This is a genomic window from Sphingopyxis italica (assembly GCF_011926545.1).
GTDB classification, from domain to species: Bacteria; Pseudomonadota; Alphaproteobacteria; order Sphingomonadales; family Sphingomonadaceae; genus Sphingopyxis; species Sphingopyxis italica.
Map to the genome: position 1 here is coordinate 717,742 of NZ_JAATIT010000002.1, position 15,641 is coordinate 733,382.

Genomic DNA, 15,641 nt, shown 5'->3' on the forward strand with positions numbered 1-15,641 from the left:
CCCGAAAGCCATTCGCCCTGAGCTTGTCGAAGGGCGGCATTTTCTGTTGGGGCCGCAAGAAGAAGGACGGTGCTTCGACAAGCTCAGCACGAACGGATTTGAAGTTGGACTTTAAGCCCTACTCATAATCCTCGAACGCCATGCTGTCGTCGGCGAGGTCGCTGAACTTGGTCGTCTTCGCCTCGAAGTGCAGGCGCACCTTGCCGGTCGAACCGTGACGCGATTTGGCGACGATGACTTCGGCAAGCCCGAAGACGCGCTCCATTTCGGCGGCCCATTCCTCGTGCTGCGCGTGGATCTTGACATCGTCGCCCTCGATCGGGCGCTTGGGCTCGCGCGCGGCGACGTAATAATCCTCGCGGAACACGAAGAGCACCATGTCGGCGTCCTGCTCGATCGAGCCCGATTCGCGAAGATCGGACAGCTGCGGGCGCTTGTCTTCGCGGCTTTCGACCGCACGGCTGAGCTGCGACAGTGCCATCACCGGCACATGAAGTTCCTTGGCCAGCGTCTTCAAACCACGCGAAATTTCTGAAATTTCCTGCACGCGGTTGTCGCCGCTCTTCGACGACCCCTGAAGGAGTTGAAGATAGTCGACGATGACGAAGCCGATGCCGTGGCGCCGCTGGAGCCGCCGCGCGCGGGTGCGCAGGCCCGCGATCGTCAGGCCCGGCGTGTCGTCGATGAACAGCGGCAGCGTCTGGAGCGTCTGCGCCGCGCGGCTCAGCTGCTGGAACTGCTCCTTGCTGATCTTGCCCATGCGTAGCGCCTCGCCCGACACCCCCGATTGTTCGGCGAGCACGCGCGTCGCGAGCTGGTCGGCGGACATTTCGAGGCTGAAGAAGGCGACCTTGGCGCCCATATTCTTCTCGGGCGGAATGCCGTCGTCTTCGTCGCGGCGGAAACGCTCGGCGGCGTTATAGGCGATGTTGGTCGCAAGCGAGGTCTTGCCCATGCCCGGACGTCCGGCGAGGATCATCAAGTCCGAATTGTGCATACCGCCGATCTTGGCGTTCATGCTGCCGATGCCGGTGGTGATCCCCGACAGATGGCCACCCGAGTTGAGCGCACGTTCGGCGGCTTGCAGTGCGGTGAGGCTCGCCTGGCTGAAGCTCTTGACCGACCCCATCTCGGCCTCGCCGCCCGCGACCCGGTAAAGTGCGGTTTCGGCCTCCTCGATCTGCGCCTGCGGATCGACGCGTTCGCTCGTGTCGAGCGCATTATCGACGAGCGAGCGGCCGACGCCCGCGAGTTCGCGGAGCAGCGCGAGGTCGAAAATCTGCCGCGCGAAATCGCGCGCGCCGATCAGGCCCGCACCGCTGCCGGTGAGCTGCGCGAGGTAACCGACGCCGCCGACCGCCTTCATCGCCTCGTCGGCCTCGAAATAGGGCTTGAGCGTCACCGGGGTCGCGATGCTGTTGCGCTCGATCAGCGCCATCGTCTGTTGAAAGATGCGGCCGTGGAGCGGCTCGAAGAAATGCTCGGGATTGAGCGCCACCGGCAAATCCTCGACGACTCGGTTGTCGATCAGGATCGCGCCGAGAAACGCGGCCTCAGCCTCGATATTACGGGGTAATTGGCGCTCATCCCCGGTGTTGGCCGGGGTGGGAATCAGGGCTAGTTCGGGCATGGCTGCATCATGCGCCGCTCGCGCAATAGGCGCAACCGGCTTGGATGTGCCGGTCATCAGCATCGTGGACCCCTCTGGGGATAATTCCCAAATCCGTTCGCATCGAGCGAAGTCGAGATGCCCCTCGGGCTGGGCATGATCTCGATGGGTGTCTCGACTTCGCTCGACACGAGCGGAAACGGGAGCGCCTTACGCCCTTGCCCTTCGTGCGTGGCCAAGTAGAAGCACGGACGGCATGAGCGACGCAGACCCTTCGACACAGCGGATCATTTCGGTCGAACTCGACGAGGGGTCGATCGTCTGGCGCAATCCCGATGTCGAGCAGGAACGGCGCGTCGCGATCTTCGACCTGATCGAGGACAACAAGTTCGTGCCGCAACGCGGCCACCCCGACGGCTATGCCGGTCCCTATCGGCTCATGTTGCGTGTCGAGGAAGGACGTTTGATCTTTGAAATCGCACGCGAAGATGGCTCTCCGCTCGAAGCGATCATCCTTGGCCTCGGGCGCTTCCGCCGCCCGATCCGCGACTATTTCGCGATTTGCGACAGCTATTATCAGGCGATCAAGACATCGACCGCGCAGCAGATCGAGACCGTCGACATGGCGCGGCGCGGGCTGCACAATGAGGCGGCCGAAATGCTGATGGACCGGCTCGACGGCAAGATCGCGGTCGATTTCGATACCGCGCGGCGGCTGTTTACGCTGATCTGCGTGCTGCATATCAAGGGCTAGGGATGGCGACGGGGGCAATCAGGGGCGGAAAGGTCACGAAGACCGCAGCCGCATGGCGCGCGGCGATTGCACGCGCGCTGCGCCGGATCGGCGCCGCCATCGTGCTGCTGCTCCTCGCCGCGGGCCTCGCGCTGTGGTGGGCGGCCCGCTGGACACCCGACCGCGCCCTCTATCCGACGCAGGGGGTGACGATCGACGCCGGCAACGGCGACGTCCATTGGGGCTCGATCAAGGCCGCAGGCGCCGAGTTCGCCTATATCGCGGCGACCGACGGGTCGAGCGGCATCGACCCCAAATTCTCCCGCAACATGACCGAAGCGCGCGAGGCGGGGGTGCAGGCGGGCGCGATCCACCGCTACAGCCTCTGCCAGCTCGCGACCGACCAGGCCGCCAATTTCATCCGCCATGTGCCGCGCCGCGCCGATATGCTGCCCGCCGTGGTCTGGCTCGACTATGACGACCGCTGCCCCGACCGGCCGACACGCGCGCTGCTCCTGTCCGAACTCGCCACCTTTCTGGCGCAGATCGAGGCGCATATGGGCAAGCAAAGCCTGATCGCGCCCGGCCCGGCGTTCGAGAGCGATTACAAGGTGACGCGGGGGATCGCGCGCACGACCTGGTTGCGCCGCGATTTCTTCGAGCCCGATTATGGCGCGCACCCCTGGGCGATGTGGCAGGCGAACGACTATGTGCGCCTGTCGGGCGCCAGAGGCACCGTCGGCTGGAACGTGCTGCGCCCGCGAGGAGAGATGCGATGACCGAGACCCGTGATGCGCTGATCGAAGCCGCGCGCGACGCCGCAAGCCGGGCTTATGCGCCCTATTCTGGCTTTCATGTCGGCGCGGCCTTGCTGCTCAAGAACGGCGATGTGGTGACCGGCGCCAATGTCGAAAATGCCAGCTACGGCCTCACCCTCTGCGCCGAAACCGCCGCGGTGGCCAAGATCGCCAACGAAGGTTGGATCGGCGAGCTTGCCGAAGTCGCGATCGTCGGCGGCCGCCCCGACGGCGACGCACTCACCGGCAGCGATCCGGTCAATCCCTGCGGTCGCTGCCGCCAGATCCTCAACGAAGCCGCCGAGCGGTCGAAGACCGACATCCTTGTCCATTGCGCCTCGGGCGACGGTAGCGCGGTGAAGTCTTACAAGCTCAGCGAACTGCTTCCCGCAGCCTTTGGTCCGAAGGATCTCGGCCTCATCGACTGACCGCTTGCGCAACCCCCACAGGACCGACAAGAGACACCATGGCCATTCTTTCCGACCGCTGGATTCGCGAAGCCGCCCGGACGCAGGGCATGATCGAACCGTTCGTCGAGGCGCAACGCCGCGACGGCTGCATCAGCTATGGCCTCTCTTCCTACGGCTATGACGCGCGCGTTGCGCCCGAATTCAAGATCTTCACCAACATCGATTCGACCACGGTCGATCCCAAGGAATTCGATCCCAAGAATTTCGTCGACCGCGAAACCGACGTCTGCATCATCCCGCCGAACAGCTTCGCGCTCGCCCGCACGGTCGAATATTTCCGCATCCCGCGCGACATACTCGTCATCTGCCTCGGCAAATCGACCTATGCGCGCTGCGGCATCATCGTGAACGTCACCCCGCTCGAGCCCGGCTGGGAAGGCCATGTGACGCTCGAATTTTCGAACACCACTCCCCTGCCCGCCAAAATCTATGCCAATGAGGGCGCGTGCCAGTTCCTGTTCCTGCAGGGCAACGAGCCGTGCGAGACGAGCTACGCCGACCGCGCGGGCAAATATATGGGGCAAAAGGGCGTCACGCTGCCCAAGCTGTGACGAGCCGCCGGACGGCGGAACCTCTTGTCTTCCCCAAGCGTCCTACCCGCACAAGCGGACGGGGCATTGTTTGGAGGATCCAACCCATGTCCATGATCGCCGTCTTTTTCGGCCGCCTGTTCATCGCCGTGATTTTCATCGTGTCGGGGGTCAACAAGCTGATCCACGTCAACGACACCAATGCGATGATTTCAGCGGTGGGCCTTCCCGGCGGGCTCGCAATCCCGACCGGCCTTTTCGAACTGATCGCGGGCATCTGCATCGCGCTCGGCATCGGGGTTCGGCTGGTGTCGATCCTGCTCGCGGCCTTCGTCCTCCTCACCATCCTCTTTTTCCACCGCGAGTTCACCGATCCGGTGCAGGCGACGGCGGCGATGAAGAATCTGGCGATCGCGGGCGGGCTGCTCTGCCTTTTCGGCTATGGCAATACGCGCTGGAGCTATGACGCGCTGCGCGCACGGCGGCGCGAGGAACTGGCGACGCACCGGGCACAGGAGCACGCGACCGACGCCGAACTGCGCGCCGCACGCGCCGAAGGCCGGGCGGAGGTGGCCGGGGCGCCGGTTGTGGTCGAGAAGCGACCGTTCTGGCGCCGCTGACGCTTCGCGCTTGGCAAGCCTCGCCGCCTGCGCTAGCCTCCACTTAACGTTTACGTAAAGGGAGGACAGCCATGGCGGCGACCCGCGAGTTCGACATCATCGTCTATGGCGCGACCGGTTTTACCGGCCGTCTCGTCGCCGAATATCTCGCGCACCATTACAAGGGCCGCAAGGACGCTCCCAAATGGGCGATGGCGGGGCGCAGCCTTGACAAGCTGGCCGAAGTTCGCGGCCTTATCGGCGCGAGCCCCGAAACGCCGCTGATCGTCGCCGACGCCAGCGACCCCGCGAGCCTCGACAAGCTGGCGCAAAGCACGAAGGTCGTGCTCACGACCGTTGGCCCCTACCAGCTTTACGGCAGCGAACTTGTCGCCGCCTGCGTTCGCGCTGGCACCGCCTATGCCGACCTTTGCGGCGAACCCGGCTGGATGCGCGAGATGATCGACGAGTATGAGGCCGCCGCGAAGGCGTCGGGCGCGCGCATCACGTTCAGTTGCGGTTTTGACAGCATCCCGTTCGACCTCGGCGTCCATTTCCTGCAAGCCGAGGCCATCAAACGCCACGGCAAGCCCGCGCCGCGCGTCAAGGGCCGCGTCCGCAAGATGGCCGGCGGCGCATCGGGCGGCACGATCGCGAGCCTGACCGAAACGCTGAAAGCGATCGCCAAAAAGCCGTCGCTCGCGCTGCTGCTCAAATCCAGCTTCGCGCTGACGCCGGGCTTCGAGGGGCCCTCGCAGCCGACCGGGCTGATCCCCGAATATGACGGCGCGACCGGCACCTGGACCGCGCCCTTCGTGATGGCGCCGATCAACACCAAGAATGTCCACCGCACCAATTTCCTGCTCGGACACAAATGGGGCGCGGATCTGGTCTATGACGAGATGGTGATGACGACGATTGGCGACGCCGGAAAGGCGATGGCCGAAGCGATGGCGAAGGCGAACCCGTTCGGCGAGTCGACGCTCAAGCCCGGCGAAGGCCCGAGCAAGGAAGAGCGCGAGAAGGGCTTCTACGACATCCTGTTCATCGGCGAATATCCCGACGGCACCACGGTGCGCGCGAGCGTCCAGGGCGACCGCGACCCGGGCTATGGCTCGACATCGAAGATGCTCGCCGAAACGGGCATGGCGCTGCTCGAAACCAAGGGCGCGGGCGGCGTGTGGACGCCGGGCGCGCTGCTCGGCGATGCGTTGGTCGCACGGTTGACCGCGAACGCCGGGCTGACGTTCCAGATCGAGGACTAATTCCTGTTCCGTTCGTGCTGAGCTTGTCGAAGCACCGTTCTTCTCTCCTTCAAGAGAAGAGCGGCCCTTCGACCAGCTCAGGGCAAGCGGGCTTTATGGTGAAATGACATTATGACTTCCGGTTCTCCCTCCGCCCTCGACACCCTTCTCTCCACCCTCCACGTCGACGACGGCAGGGCCAAGGCGCATATCGACGAAGGCTGGATGCAGGGCCGCACCGCCTATGGCGGGATCAGCTCGGCGATCGCGCTCGCCGGCACGATGGCGCTGCATCCGACCGAGACGCCGCTGCGTTATGCGCAGATCAGCTTCGTCGGTCCGGTCGGCGGCGACTGCACGGTCGAAACGCGCGTGCTGCGCCAATCGAAATCCTCGCTGTTCATCGACGCCGGGGTTTCGAGCGATCAGGGGTTCGGCACCGCCGCGGTCTTTGCTTTCTCGGGCGACCGGGCGAGCCATGTCGACCATGATCGGCTGGCGATGCCCGATGCGCCCGATCCCGACACGCTGGCGCCGGTGCCCGAGCATCACGCGCGCCCGTCTTTCACGCGCCATTTCGATATGCGGCCGACCACGGGCCCGCGCTTCGGCTGGAAGAGCGACGTCGGCGAATATCTGACCTGGGTCCGCTTCGTCGAGGAGCCCCGATGCCATCCCGCGGTCGCGCTGCTCGCGATGGGTGACGCGCTGCCTCCCGCCGCGATGGCGCTGTTCAGCCAGTTCGGACCGATCAGTTCGATGAACTGGACGGTGAACATGCTGACCGGCACGCCCGCGACCGATGACGGCTGGTGGCTGCTGTCGGCAAAGACCGGCTATGCCCGCCACGGCCTGTCGGTGCAGGACATGATGCTGTGGAACCGCGCCGGGCAGCCGGTCCTCAGCGGCAGTCAGGCGATCGCGATCTACGCCTGAACCGGCAACGCGATCACCGCGTCGAGCCCGCCGTCAGGGCGATTGGACAAGGTCAGCGATCCGCCCTCGCCCTCCGCGATGTCGCGCGCGATCGACAGGCCCAGCCCGGCACCGCCGGTGGCGCGATTGCGCGACTGTTCGCCGCGCGCGAAGGGCTCGATCAGCGTGCGAATCTGTTCCTCGGTCAGCCCGGGGCCGTCGTCGGACACCGCTATCCGCACCGTCCCTTCTTCGACGCCCACCGACAGGCGCGCCCGCACGCCATAGGCCACGGCATTGTCGGCCAGATTGCGCAAGGCGCGCTTGAGCAGCATCGGCCGCGCCAGCACCGCCACATCGGCAACACCGGCGATCGCGACATCCTGCCCGCGCTCCTGATAGTCCGCCGCCAGTTCGCCGATCAGTTCGCGAAGCGGGATGCGCTCCTGCGCTTCGGTTCCCGCCCCCGAGCGCGCCAGCGCCAATATGTCGCTCAGCATCGCGGTCATTTCCTCGATGCTCGCGATCATCTTGTCGCGCAGCGCGTCGTCCTCGACCTGCTCGACACGCACGCGCAGGCTAGCGAGCGGGGTGCGCAGGTCGTGCCCGACGGCGCCGAGCATCCGGTCCTTGTCGGACAGCATCGTCGCGATCCGCGCCCGATAGGCGTTGAAGGCGGCGATGAGGTCGCGCATGTCCGACGGCCCCTCCTCTTCGAGCGGCGTGGCGTCGCGCAGCGCCGGGTTGGTGCGGGCCGCGCGCGTCAGGTCGCGCAAGGGCCGCGCGGCGCGCCATGCAATCAGCATGATCGGGACGAGGAGGAGGAGGTAAAGCGACAGCGTCTGCCACAGCAGAAAGCCCTGCAACCGGTCGCCGCCGATCTGGATCCGGCTGCGGGCCGCGACATAGCGGCCATCAATCTTTGCCGAGACGACGACGATCCTGCCCGGATAATCGGACCGGCGCGGAAAATTGGCGCGCTGCGCGCGCGGCCGGACGGGCAAGGCCCAGGCGTCGACCGCCTCGACCCGCACATCGGCATCGTGCAGCAGGCCCGAGACATAGTCGGCAAGGTCGGGCATCGGCTTCGCGCCGGCGGGCACCGGAATCGGCGTATCGGAAATCACCTGCTTGCGGCCGCGCTCCCGGCCGCGCCGCTCGTCATCGCCGTCGCCGCGGCGCGTCCGGAAGTCGCCGCGGCGGTCGCGCTCGACGGCGTCGATGATCCGCGCGACCGCCATCCCGCCGCCATGCGCCAGAAATTGCTGTTTCTGTCCGCGCACCAGCAATGCGAAGTTGATCGCCTGCGCGACGAACAGCATCATCGCGACCGCAAAGACGAGCTGGCCGACAAGGCTTTTCGGCCACAGGCGGAATTTCATGCGGCGGGACCCATGCGCTTGACTTCGCACGCGAGCGTATAGCCCCCGCCCCACACGGTCTTGACGAGCTGCGGATGCGCGGCGTCGACCTCGATCTTCTTGCGCAGCCGGCTGACCAGATTGTCGATCGCGCGGTCGAAGATGTCCGCCTCGCGCCCGCGGACAAGATCGAGCAGCCGGTCGCGGCTCATCACCTGCCGCGGGTGGCGGACCAGCGCATGGAGCAGATGATATTCGCCCGACGACAGCGCAACCTCATTGCCCTCGCCATCGACCAACACGCGTTCGACCTCGCGCAGCACCCAGTCGCCAAAGGCATAATATGTTCCGCCGGGATCGAGCGCCCGCCCGCCCGCCTGCGTCCGGCGCAGCACGGTGCGGATGCGCGCGACCAGCTCGCGCGGGTTGAACGGTTTGACGACATAATCGTCGGCGCCGATCTCCAGCCCGACGATGCGTTCGGTATCCTCGGCGCGCGCGGTCAGCAGGATGACGGGAATGCCGCTCGTCTCACGCAAATGGCGGGTCAGCGACAATCCATCCTCGCCGGGCATCATAATGTCGCTAACGACCAGATCGACGGTCTGCGCGCGCAGCACCGAACGCGCCTCGGCGGCGCTGGTGGCATCGACGACGGTAAAGCCCTGCGCGCTCAGATATTCGGCGAGCGGCTCACGGATCGACGGTTCGTCGTCGATCAGCAGGATGCGCGGCGTATCGCTATCGGTCATGCGGCTCTCATTTGGTGCTAGTTCGCCCACCGGTCCGTGGGGAACGGTGGGCGATAGCTGGCAGGGACCGGCGGCAAAGGCAATGCCGGGAGGGGGGATGGCCTGTCGTTACCGAAAAAGCCCCTGCCAAATGGCTTATTCGCCGGCGGGAGCGGCCGGAGCCGCGCCGCGCTTGGCGCGCCATGCGCCGCGCTGCGCCTTGCGTTCCTCGGCGGTCACCTGACCGTCCTTGTTCGCGTCGGCGGCGTCGAAGCGGGCGAGCGCGGCGGTCTGGAACTCGGCCTGGCTGATCGCCTTGTCGCCGTCGGTGTCGGCCTTGCCCATCATCCGCATGGCATGATGGCCGCCGCGCTTGCCGTGATGGCCGCGCATCGCGTGGCGCTTGCCTTGGCCGGCTTCGTCCGCCGCCGCGCGCTTTTCGCCGCGCTCGGCACGCTTGGCCGCGCGGTCGGCGCGTTTGGCTGCACGGTCGGCGCCATGCTGGTCCCATTCGGCCTTGCTGATGCTGCCATTGCCGTCGGCGTCGAGGCGCGCGAACATCTTCGCCTGCCGCTCGGCGTGCTTGGCCGCGCGGTCGGCGGTGTCGAGCTTGCCGTCCTGATTGACATCCATCCTGGCAAACATTTCCGCGGCCCTGGTCTGCACCTCGGCACGGGTCTGCGTAGCGTTGCGGTCGCCGCCGGGGGCGGCGAGGACGGGCACGGCGATCAACGCCGCACCCAGCGTCAAAAGTGGGATTTTCTTGTTCATATATCGAACTCCTTCGGGGACCTTGCGGGGGAGAGCCGGTCCCGATGAAGGCGTTTTAGCCGCGATTTGTCCCAGCCCAGTGCCGTATGAGCGAAAAAATGTCGCAAAATGTCGCAGAAAGGCTGCACCGTTCATGGGGGCGCAAGCGCCGGGGCCGGCCGCGCTTCCAGGCGCGGCCGGCCCCGGCCATTGCTTCATTCGTCAGGGACTGACGGGCGAATCGTCGTCCTTGTCGGCGACGAGGATGATCGCGCCGACGCCGACCAGCAGGCCGACAAGCCCGATGATCCAGCTCGAATTGCCCTCAAGCTCGTTCGCGCCCGCAGTGGCGGACGCAGCGCGCGGGGCGCTGGACGCGGCCGACGCCGCAACCGGGGCCGCAACGACCGACAGGGCCGCAAAAGATATTGCCGTCTTCTTGAATATGCTCATTTCATTCTCCGTCGCTGGACATGTCCCTACCGCCCAACAAACGAACGGGTGACGGTCATCGATCCGCGTTCCAAGGCGCTTCATCGCGGAAGTGGGACGGATCGACCGGCCGCTGCCCGATCGCAGCACGGAAAGTTTCACAGCGGCGCCAGCATGTTGCGGCGACGGCGCGGCATCCCTAGGGTCGCGCGGCACAAACAGGAGGGAGAATCGCATGACCGACACGGCGCCCGATCGACGGACCATCCTTGCCGCAATGGGCGGCCTTGCCGTCGCCGGCATCGCCCGCCCCGCCGCCGCCGAAGCAAGCGCCGACGCACGGCTCGACGCGCTGCTCTCCGCGCAGTTCGAACAGGGGCTGCGCGACGAGCCGACGCGTGCGACCTCGCTCGGCATCGACACCGGCGCCCGCGCCGCGCTGCGCGCCAAGTTCCCCGACTGGTCGCCCGCCGCACGCGCCGCACGCGCGCGCCAGATCGACCGCGATCTCGCCGCGGTCCGCGCGATCGATTCCGACACCCTCGGCGATGCGGCGCGGATCGCGCACGACAGCGCCGAATTCGACCTCGTCACGCGCCAGCGGCTCGCGCGCTTCACTTATCACACCGGCGGTTTCGGGCACCGGCCCGGCCCCTATGGCGTGACCCAGCTCGGCGGCTTCTACACCGGGGTCAGCACCTTCCTCGACAGCCAGCATCCCGTCGCGACGAAAGCCGACGCCGACGCCTATATGGTGCGGCTCCAGGCGATCCCGGCGCTGTTCGACGCCGACACCGCGATCGTCGAGGCGAATGCGGCGATGGGCGTCGTCGCGCCGCGCTTCATCCTCGATCAGGCGCTGCAACAGCTTGGCCGGCTGCGTGACGGGGACGTCGCGGGCAAGACGCTCGTCGCCTCGATCGCCAAGCGCAGCACCGCCATCGGTCTTTCGGGTTATGGCGAGCGCGCCGCAGCGGTCTTCGCAGGGCCTATCCGCGCCGCGCTCACGCGCCAGATCGACGCGCTGACCGCGCTGCTTTCCCGCGCCGGCACCGACGCCGGCGTCGCGCGCCTGCCCGATGGCGAGGCCTATTATGCCGCCACGCTCGCGCAGCATACGACGACCAGCCTCGCCGCCGCCGAAATCCACCGCATCGGCCGCGAACAGGTCGCCGACCTCACCTCGCGGATGGACGTGCTGCTGAAAGCGCAAGGCTACACGAAGGGCAGCCTTCGCGACCGGCTGAACGCGCTTAGCAAGGCCGAGGGGCAGTTGTTCGCCAATAACGACACCGGTCGCGCCGAAATGCTCGCCTATCTGAACGGCCTGCTCGTCAAGGTGCGCGACCGACTGCCGCAAGTGTTCAGCCGTATGCCCAAGGCGCCCTATGAAATCCGCCGCGTCCCGCCCGAGATCGAGATCGGCGCGCCGGGCGGGTCGGCGCAGGCGGGCACCCCCGACGGCTCGCGCCCCGGTATCTTCTTCATCAACCTGCGCGATACCGCCGAATGGCCGCGCTATACCCTCCCCACCCTCGCTTATCACGAAGGCGCGCCGGGGCATTTGTTCGAAGGGGCGCTGAAATTCGAGGACAGCGAGCTGCCGCTCTATCGCCAGGCGGCATCGGTCACCGCCTATGGCGAAGGCTGGGGCCTTTATGCCGAACAGGTCGCCGACGAGCTTGGCATGTATGACGACGATCCGCTCGGCAAGATCGGCTATCTCGCCTCCTATGCCTTTCGCGCATCGCGCCTCGTCGTCGACACCGGACTTCATTCGATGGGGTGGAGCCGCGAGCAGGCGATCGACTATATGGTCGAAAATTCGTCCACCTCGCCGACCGCATCGCGGACCGAGATCGACCGCTATATCGTCTATCCGGGGCAGGCCTGTTCGTACAAGGTCGGTCAGATCGCGATCAGCCGCGCGCGCGATGCGGTGTCGAAGCGGCCGGGCTATGACATCAAGCGCTTCCACGATGTGGTGCTGGGGGCGGGCCGTGTTCCGCTCGCGGTGCTCGAACGCCGCGTCCTCGCGGCTTTCCCGGCCTAGAAACAGGTAAGCCCCGTCGTATTTCTACGGCGGGGCTCCCTAGACTTCGTCCGAAGACAGAAGTCAAATTCCACTCGTTCTTTCGATTGAGCAGGTAGGTGAAACGCGGCGGATCCCGGATGGTTCCCGCCGCGCCGGATTTTTTAGCTTATCTTGCGCGCGGCGGCCGACCCGAGGATCAGGAACAACACGACGAGCGCGAGGCCGACGAAGAACAGGATCTTGGCGACACCCGCCGCCGCGCCCGCGACGCCGCCGAAACCGAGCACCGCGGCGATCAGCGCGATCACGGCGAAGATCAAGGCCCATTTGAACATCTGACGTCTCCTTGCATTTGCGCGCACTGCCGACGTCGAAAGCGCATGGCTTTCGAAGGAAAACGGCCGGTCGCCGCGCTTCAAATCTCTGAATGTTGGTACGAAAGCCAAACGTCGATCGACCGCGAAAGTTCCTGCGCCCTTGCGATACCCTCTTGCGCATCGTGCCCGCGATGGGTTTATGCAGGCATCGATCGAGGGGAGTTTTCATGCGCATTTCATCGCTCAGACCGCTGCTCGCGGCGGCCGCCTCTGCCCTGTTCGTGCCGGCGTCGGCCGGCGCCCAGCCCGCCGACACGGCACCGACGCAAGGCACCGCCTATCTCAACCGGCAGATGACCGCGCTCGCCGAGCGCCACGGCGCCGACGGCTGGCGCGTGACGCCGAGCGGCCTGCGCTGGCGCCGCATCGCCGGCGACGGCAGCGGCGCCCACCCCGGCCCGACCGATCAGGTCACCGTCCATTATGTCGGCACCTTCGCCGACGGCCGCGAGTTCGATAGCTCGGTCGCGCGCGGCGAACCGGCGACCTTTCCGCTCAACCGCGTGATCGACGGCTGGCAGGAAGGCGTCCAGTTGATGGGCGTCGGCGACAAGGTCGAATTCGCGATCCCTTGGCAGCTCGCATACGGCCCCGTCGGCAAGGGACCGATCCCCGGCGGCGCGACGCTGCTGTTCACGGTCGAACTGCTCGGTATCGACCCCGCCGGCTGACGGGAAGCAGCGGGGGCCAGAGCGGGGAAATGACCGGATGTCCGGTCCCGTCATCCTTGCGGTTTGGACACCGACATGAACACTTCGCCGGTGGCCGGATCCACCCACAGCCTAGGCGAGGCCTTGCAGGGGAAGGACGTGTTCATCGCCAGCAGGAACAGCATGTGCGTCGACACATTCCGGATCTGCGGATTCTCGCGAAGATAGGTGTGGAACACGTCCCTGTTCTGCTCATAGGACGCGCCCGCGGGCAGGCAGTAGACGGCCTGGACGGCGGATTTGTCCGCGTTCATCACCGGCGCGTCGGCCATGCCCATGAAATATCCGATGCACGCGCTATAATCCTTCGCGCGCGCGACGCATTGGTCGAAATAGGAACCCCCGCGCGCAAGGCTTTCGCGCGCCTGAAAGGCCGGGCTGCCAGTCGGGATCATCGCCGCCAGCAGCGCCAAGGCAACCCATCGCGTCATCCGCCCTCCCCGGGGATTTGGTCCCGCAGCCATTCTATACCTTATCCGTCCTCCGGCCTAACGATATGCGACAACCTGCCTCGATCGGGTATCGCGCCGGCCGGAACCGCAAAAAACGATCGGGGTTTCGGGAGTCTGTAAGAGCCACGAACATCGGCGGTCGCGGGAATCAACATGACCATCTATCTCATTGATATTAATCAACTACTCGCCCAGTGGTCGAAGAAATACCCCCATTAACACCCCCAAAAAATGCGGATTAGAGCGAATGCCCGCGGTCGTCAGCGGCCATCGAAGCCGCTCGCCGCATTAACATGGTCAGGGCGGTGCCGATTTAATATGACTCAACGGCACCGATCCTCGACGATAAATCATATACAACCGAAGACAATGTGCGCCTGCATTCTAGTGCCATCGCCTGTGATAGATATCACATCAAACTGTTGATAAATATATCAAATTTGACTTTCTGGCGATGGTTTGCTATATGTTAACGGCGGCGGCTTGCCGCATATCATAACAGAGGCGGATTATGGGAACGTCAGCAAAGGTGCTGACGCCTCGAGAGTTTGGCCGCGTGCTAGAGTACGTCAGCCAAGGAGGCGCAGCTAAACGAAATCAATGCATAGTCTTACTAAGCTTCAGGGCTGGACTTCGAGCCTGCGAAATTGCGGGGTTGAGTTGGGAGATGGTAACCGGGCCTGACGGAAACGTTTCCACGGCACTCGCCATTAGCGGGGCGATAGCCAAAAATGGTCGCGGGAGAGTGGTCCCGATGCATCCCGAGCTTAAGACTATTCTCAACGGCTTGCGCGTTTTGCAGGGACGCCCCGCTACAGGTCCGGTCGTTCGCTCTCAGCGCGGAGGTCATATGTCTGCGAAGAGCATCGTAAACTGGTTCACCGCCCTGTACCGCAAACTCGGATTTGAAGGGTGCTCGTCACATTCTGGTCGTCGGACTTTTATCACTCAGTCCGCAAGGCTGCTGGCAAAGGTCGGTGGCTCTCTTCGCGACATCCAAGAACTTGCTGGCCACCGTGCGCTAACCACCACCGAACGGTATATCGAAGGTGATCGGGAGGCACAGCGTAAGCTGATTCGAATGCTGTGATAACCCTCAAGCGCTTTCTTCGGCTGGAAAAGCTTTTGCGAGACGCTGGTTTTGCCGAAGACATCGATTGGTCCGAAGCCGTGCCTGTAACCATCAGCCCCGAAGAATTTGCAGATCATGCAATTTACGTCATCTGCAATTCGGGGATGAAGAACAGCGTGGCCGAAGAAATCCACAAGCGATGCATGATAGCACTATATCTCGGCAAGCGTGTACGACGGGTCTTCGGTCATCCCGGAAAGAGCAAAGCAATCGAGCAAATCTGGCGAGATCGGGAAGTGCTTTTCGTTGCCTACCTCATAGCGGCAGAGCCGGTGTCGTTTTTGCAATGCCTGCCATGGATCGGCCCAATTACCAGCTACCATCTCGCCAAAAACCTTGGCGCGGATGTGGCAAAACCCGACGTCCACCTCGAGCGGCTTGCCCGTCGCGATAAGACGACGACACATAGGCTGTATCGACGGCTGGCACGCGAAACTGGGTATCGAGTTGCAACGATCGATACCATTTTATGGCGAGCATGCGCCGAAGGGCTGCTGAACTCCACTACCTATGAACGAGCCGGCTGGATGGCTGCATACAATCCCACAAAGCTGTCAGCACGCCTAACCGACTAGCGAACTCAACCGAACGCCGAGTTAGCCCCACAATTTACAATCGTAGAAGAAGGAGTACGGATTATGGATTCCGAGAATGATTGCGCGTGCGCCCTGACGTGACCCCCTGATTTTCCTCCAACTGTGATTAGAGTCCGGCCTTGAAGGAAGGACGGACAGATGAAGCGGACGAGGTTTTCAGAAGAGCAG

At 64.7% G+C, this 15,641-nt stretch carries 18 protein-coding genes; 11 read left to right on the forward strand and 7 right to left on the reverse strand.

What is annotated here, in order from left to right; translation table 11 throughout:
* Positions 1-118: 118 nt before the first annotated feature.
* Positions 119-1,630: a replicative DNA helicase gene (locus tag GGR90_RS11150; protein WP_167921492.1), complete on the reverse strand. Its 1,512-nt coding sequence runs from the start codon at positions 1,628-1,630 to the stop codon at positions 119-121.
* A 235-nt stretch (positions 1,631-1,865) separates the two neighbouring features.
* Here GGR90_RS11150 and GGR90_RS11155 point away from each other — a divergent pair, with 235 nt between their 5' ends.
* From GGR90_RS11155 to GGR90_RS11185, 7 genes are all read left to right on the forward strand, one after another.
* Positions 1,866-2,363 carry a UPF0262 family protein gene (locus tag GGR90_RS11155; RefSeq protein WP_167921493.1) on the forward strand — a complete coding sequence of 166 codons (498 nt, stop codon included), beginning with the start codon at positions 1,866-1,868 and terminating at the stop codon, positions 2,361-2,363.
* 2 nt (positions 2,364-2,365) lie between these two features.
* Complete coding sequence (locus GGR90_RS11160; RefSeq protein WP_167921494.1) at positions 2,366-3,121, forward strand: glycoside hydrolase family 25 protein; 756 nt, start codon at positions 2,366-2,368, stop codon at positions 3,119-3,121.
* The gene (locus GGR90_RS11165) at positions 3,118-3,567 is read left to right on the forward strand and encodes a cytidine deaminase (RefSeq protein ID WP_167921495.1); all 450 of its coding nucleotides are present in this window, start codon (positions 3,118-3,120) and stop codon (positions 3,565-3,567) included. The genes GGR90_RS11160 and GGR90_RS11165 overlap by 4 nt, the downstream gene beginning before the upstream one ends.
* Before the next feature lie 38 nt (positions 3,568-3,605).
* Entirely contained in the window at positions 3,606-4,160 is a 555-nt protein-coding gene (gene dcd / locus GGR90_RS11170; RefSeq protein WP_137894259.1) for a dCTP deaminase, read from the forward strand.
* Between the two features lie 86 nt (positions 4,161-4,246).
* Positions 4,247-4,759 (forward strand): DoxX family protein, encoded by a 513-nt coding sequence (locus GGR90_RS11175; protein ID WP_167921496.1) that lies wholly within the window; start codon positions 4,247-4,249, stop codon positions 4,757-4,759.
* A gap of 71 nt (positions 4,760-4,830) precedes the next feature.
* Complete coding sequence (locus tag GGR90_RS11180; protein ID WP_167921497.1) at positions 4,831-6,003, forward strand: saccharopine dehydrogenase family protein; 1,173 nt, start codon at positions 4,831-4,833, stop codon at positions 6,001-6,003.
* Between the two features lie 111 nt (positions 6,004-6,114).
* Positions 6,115-6,918 carry an acyl-CoA thioesterase gene (locus GGR90_RS11185; RefSeq protein ID WP_167921498.1) on the forward strand — a complete coding sequence of 268 codons (804 nt, stop codon included), beginning with the start codon at positions 6,115-6,117 and terminating at the stop codon, positions 6,916-6,918.
* On the opposite strand, the gene GGR90_RS11190 is transcribed toward GGR90_RS11185, so the two are convergent.
* From GGR90_RS11190 to GGR90_RS11205, 4 genes are all read right to left on the reverse strand, one after another.
* Entirely contained in the window at positions 6,909-8,279 is a 1,371-nt protein-coding gene (locus GGR90_RS11190; protein WP_245198581.1) for an ATP-binding protein, read from the reverse strand. The genes GGR90_RS11185 and GGR90_RS11190 overlap by 10 nt on opposite strands.
* A complete protein-coding gene (locus GGR90_RS11195; RefSeq protein ID WP_167921499.1) occupies positions 8,276-9,010 on the reverse strand; it encodes a response regulator in 735 nt (244 codons plus the stop codon). Before GGR90_RS11195 ends, GGR90_RS11190 begins: the two co-directional genes overlap by 4 nt.
* A 135-nt stretch (positions 9,011-9,145) precedes the next feature.
* The gene (locus GGR90_RS11200; RefSeq protein ID WP_167921500.1) at positions 9,146-9,760 is read right to left on the reverse strand and encodes an EF-hand domain-containing protein; all 615 of its coding nucleotides are present in this window, start codon (positions 9,758-9,760) and stop codon (positions 9,146-9,148) included.
* A gap of 201 nt (positions 9,761-9,961) precedes the next feature.
* Entirely contained in the window at positions 9,962-10,192 is a 231-nt protein-coding gene (locus GGR90_RS11205) for a hypothetical protein (RefSeq protein WP_167921501.1), read from the reverse strand.
* A gap of 214 nt (positions 10,193-10,406) precedes the next feature.
* Here GGR90_RS11205 and GGR90_RS11210 point away from each other — a divergent pair, with 214 nt between their 5' ends.
* Positions 10,407-12,224, forward strand: a complete 1,818-nt coding sequence (locus GGR90_RS11210; RefSeq protein WP_167921502.1) for a DUF885 domain-containing protein — start codon at positions 10,407-10,409, stop codon at positions 12,222-12,224.
* Between the two features lie 143 nt (positions 12,225-12,367).
* Here the strand turns inward: GGR90_RS11210 and GGR90_RS11215 are convergent, their stop codons facing one another.
* Positions 12,368-12,541: a DUF1328 domain-containing protein gene (locus GGR90_RS11215; RefSeq protein ID WP_037557099.1), complete on the reverse strand. Its 174-nt coding sequence runs from the start codon at positions 12,539-12,541 to the stop codon at positions 12,368-12,370.
* Positions 12,542-12,750: 209 nt separating this feature from the next.
* Between GGR90_RS11215 and GGR90_RS11220 the strand changes: the two genes are divergently transcribed.
* The gene (locus tag GGR90_RS11220) at positions 12,751-13,254 is read left to right on the forward strand and encodes an FKBP-type peptidyl-prolyl cis-trans isomerase (RefSeq protein ID WP_167921503.1); all 504 of its coding nucleotides are present in this window, start codon (positions 12,751-12,753) and stop codon (positions 13,252-13,254) included.
* A gap of 50 nt (positions 13,255-13,304) precedes the next feature.
* Here GGR90_RS11220 and GGR90_RS11225 read toward each other — a convergent pair whose 3' ends face one another.
* Positions 13,305-13,724: a Rap1a/Tai family immunity protein gene (locus tag GGR90_RS11225; protein WP_167921504.1), complete on the reverse strand. Its 420-nt coding sequence runs from the start codon at positions 13,722-13,724 to the stop codon at positions 13,305-13,307.
* Positions 13,725-14,256: 532 nt separating this feature from the next.
* Here GGR90_RS11225 and GGR90_RS11230 point away from each other — a divergent pair.
* A complete protein-coding gene (locus tag GGR90_RS11230; protein ID WP_167921505.1) occupies positions 14,257-14,835 on the forward strand; it encodes a tyrosine-type recombinase/integrase in 579 nt (192 codons plus the stop codon).
* Entirely contained in the window at positions 14,832-15,452 is a 621-nt protein-coding gene (locus tag GGR90_RS11235; protein ID WP_167921506.1) for a hypothetical protein, read from the forward strand. Before GGR90_RS11230 ends, GGR90_RS11235 begins: the two co-directional genes overlap by 4 nt.
* Positions 15,453-15,641 lie beyond the last annotated feature (189 nt).

Excerpts from the sequence above, each read along its gene's own strand:
- GGR90_RS11200 (WP_167921500.1), bottom strand. The coding sequence starts at position 9,760 with ATGAACAAGAAAATCCCACTTTTGACGCTGGGTGCGGCGTTGATCGCC.
- GGR90_RS11220 (WP_167921503.1), top strand. The coding sequence starts at position 12,751 with ATGCGCATTTCATCGCTCAGACCGCTGCTCGCGGCGGCCGCCTCTGCC.
- GGR90_RS11180 (WP_167921497.1), top strand. The coding sequence starts at position 4,831 with ATGGCGGCGACCCGCGAGTTCGACATCATCGTCTATGGCGCGACCGGT.
- GGR90_RS11230 (WP_167921505.1), top strand. The coding sequence starts at position 14,257 with ATGGGAACGTCAGCAAAGGTGCTGACGCCTCGAGAGTTTGGCCGCGTG.
- GGR90_RS11155 (WP_167921493.1), top strand. The coding sequence starts at position 1,866 with ATGAGCGACGCAGACCCTTCGACACAGCGGATCATTTCGGTCGAACTC.
- GGR90_RS11165 (WP_167921495.1), top strand. The coding sequence starts at position 3,118 with ATGACCGAGACCCGTGATGCGCTGATCGAAGCCGCGCGCGACGCCGCA.
- GGR90_RS11215 (WP_037557099.1), bottom strand. The coding sequence starts at position 12,541 with ATGTTCAAATGGGCCTTGATCTTCGCCGTGATCGCGCTGATCGCCGCG.
- dcd (WP_137894259.1), top strand. The coding sequence starts at position 3,606 with ATGGCCATTCTTTCCGACCGCTGGATTCGCGAAGCCGCCCGGACGCAG.
- GGR90_RS11175 (WP_167921496.1), top strand. The coding sequence starts at position 4,247 with ATGTCCATGATCGCCGTCTTTTTCGGCCGCCTGTTCATCGCCGTGATT.
- GGR90_RS11185 (WP_167921498.1), top strand. The coding sequence starts at position 6,115 with ATGACTTCCGGTTCTCCCTCCGCCCTCGACACCCTTCTCTCCACCCTC.
- GGR90_RS11210 (WP_167921502.1), top strand. The coding sequence starts at position 10,407 with ATGACCGACACGGCGCCCGATCGACGGACCATCCTTGCCGCAATGGGC.
- GGR90_RS11225 (WP_167921504.1), bottom strand. The coding sequence starts at position 13,724 with ATGACGCGATGGGTTGCCTTGGCGCTGCTGGCGGCGATGATCCCGACT.
- GGR90_RS11160 (WP_167921494.1), top strand. The coding sequence starts at position 2,366 with ATGGCGACGGGGGCAATCAGGGGCGGAAAGGTCACGAAGACCGCAGCC.
- GGR90_RS11205 (WP_167921501.1), bottom strand. The coding sequence starts at position 10,192 with ATGAGCATATTCAAGAAGACGGCAATATCTTTTGCGGCCCTGTCGGTC.
- GGR90_RS11150 (WP_167921492.1), bottom strand. The coding sequence starts at position 1,630 with ATGCCCGAACTAGCCCTGATTCCCACCCCGGCCAACACCGGGGATGAG.
- GGR90_RS11190 (WP_245198581.1), bottom strand. The coding sequence starts at position 8,279 with ATGAAATTCCGCCTGTGGCCGAAAAGCCTTGTCGGCCAGCTCGTCTTT.
- GGR90_RS11195 (WP_167921499.1), bottom strand. The coding sequence starts at position 9,010 with ATGACCGATAGCGATACGCCGCGCATCCTGCTGATCGACGACGAACCG.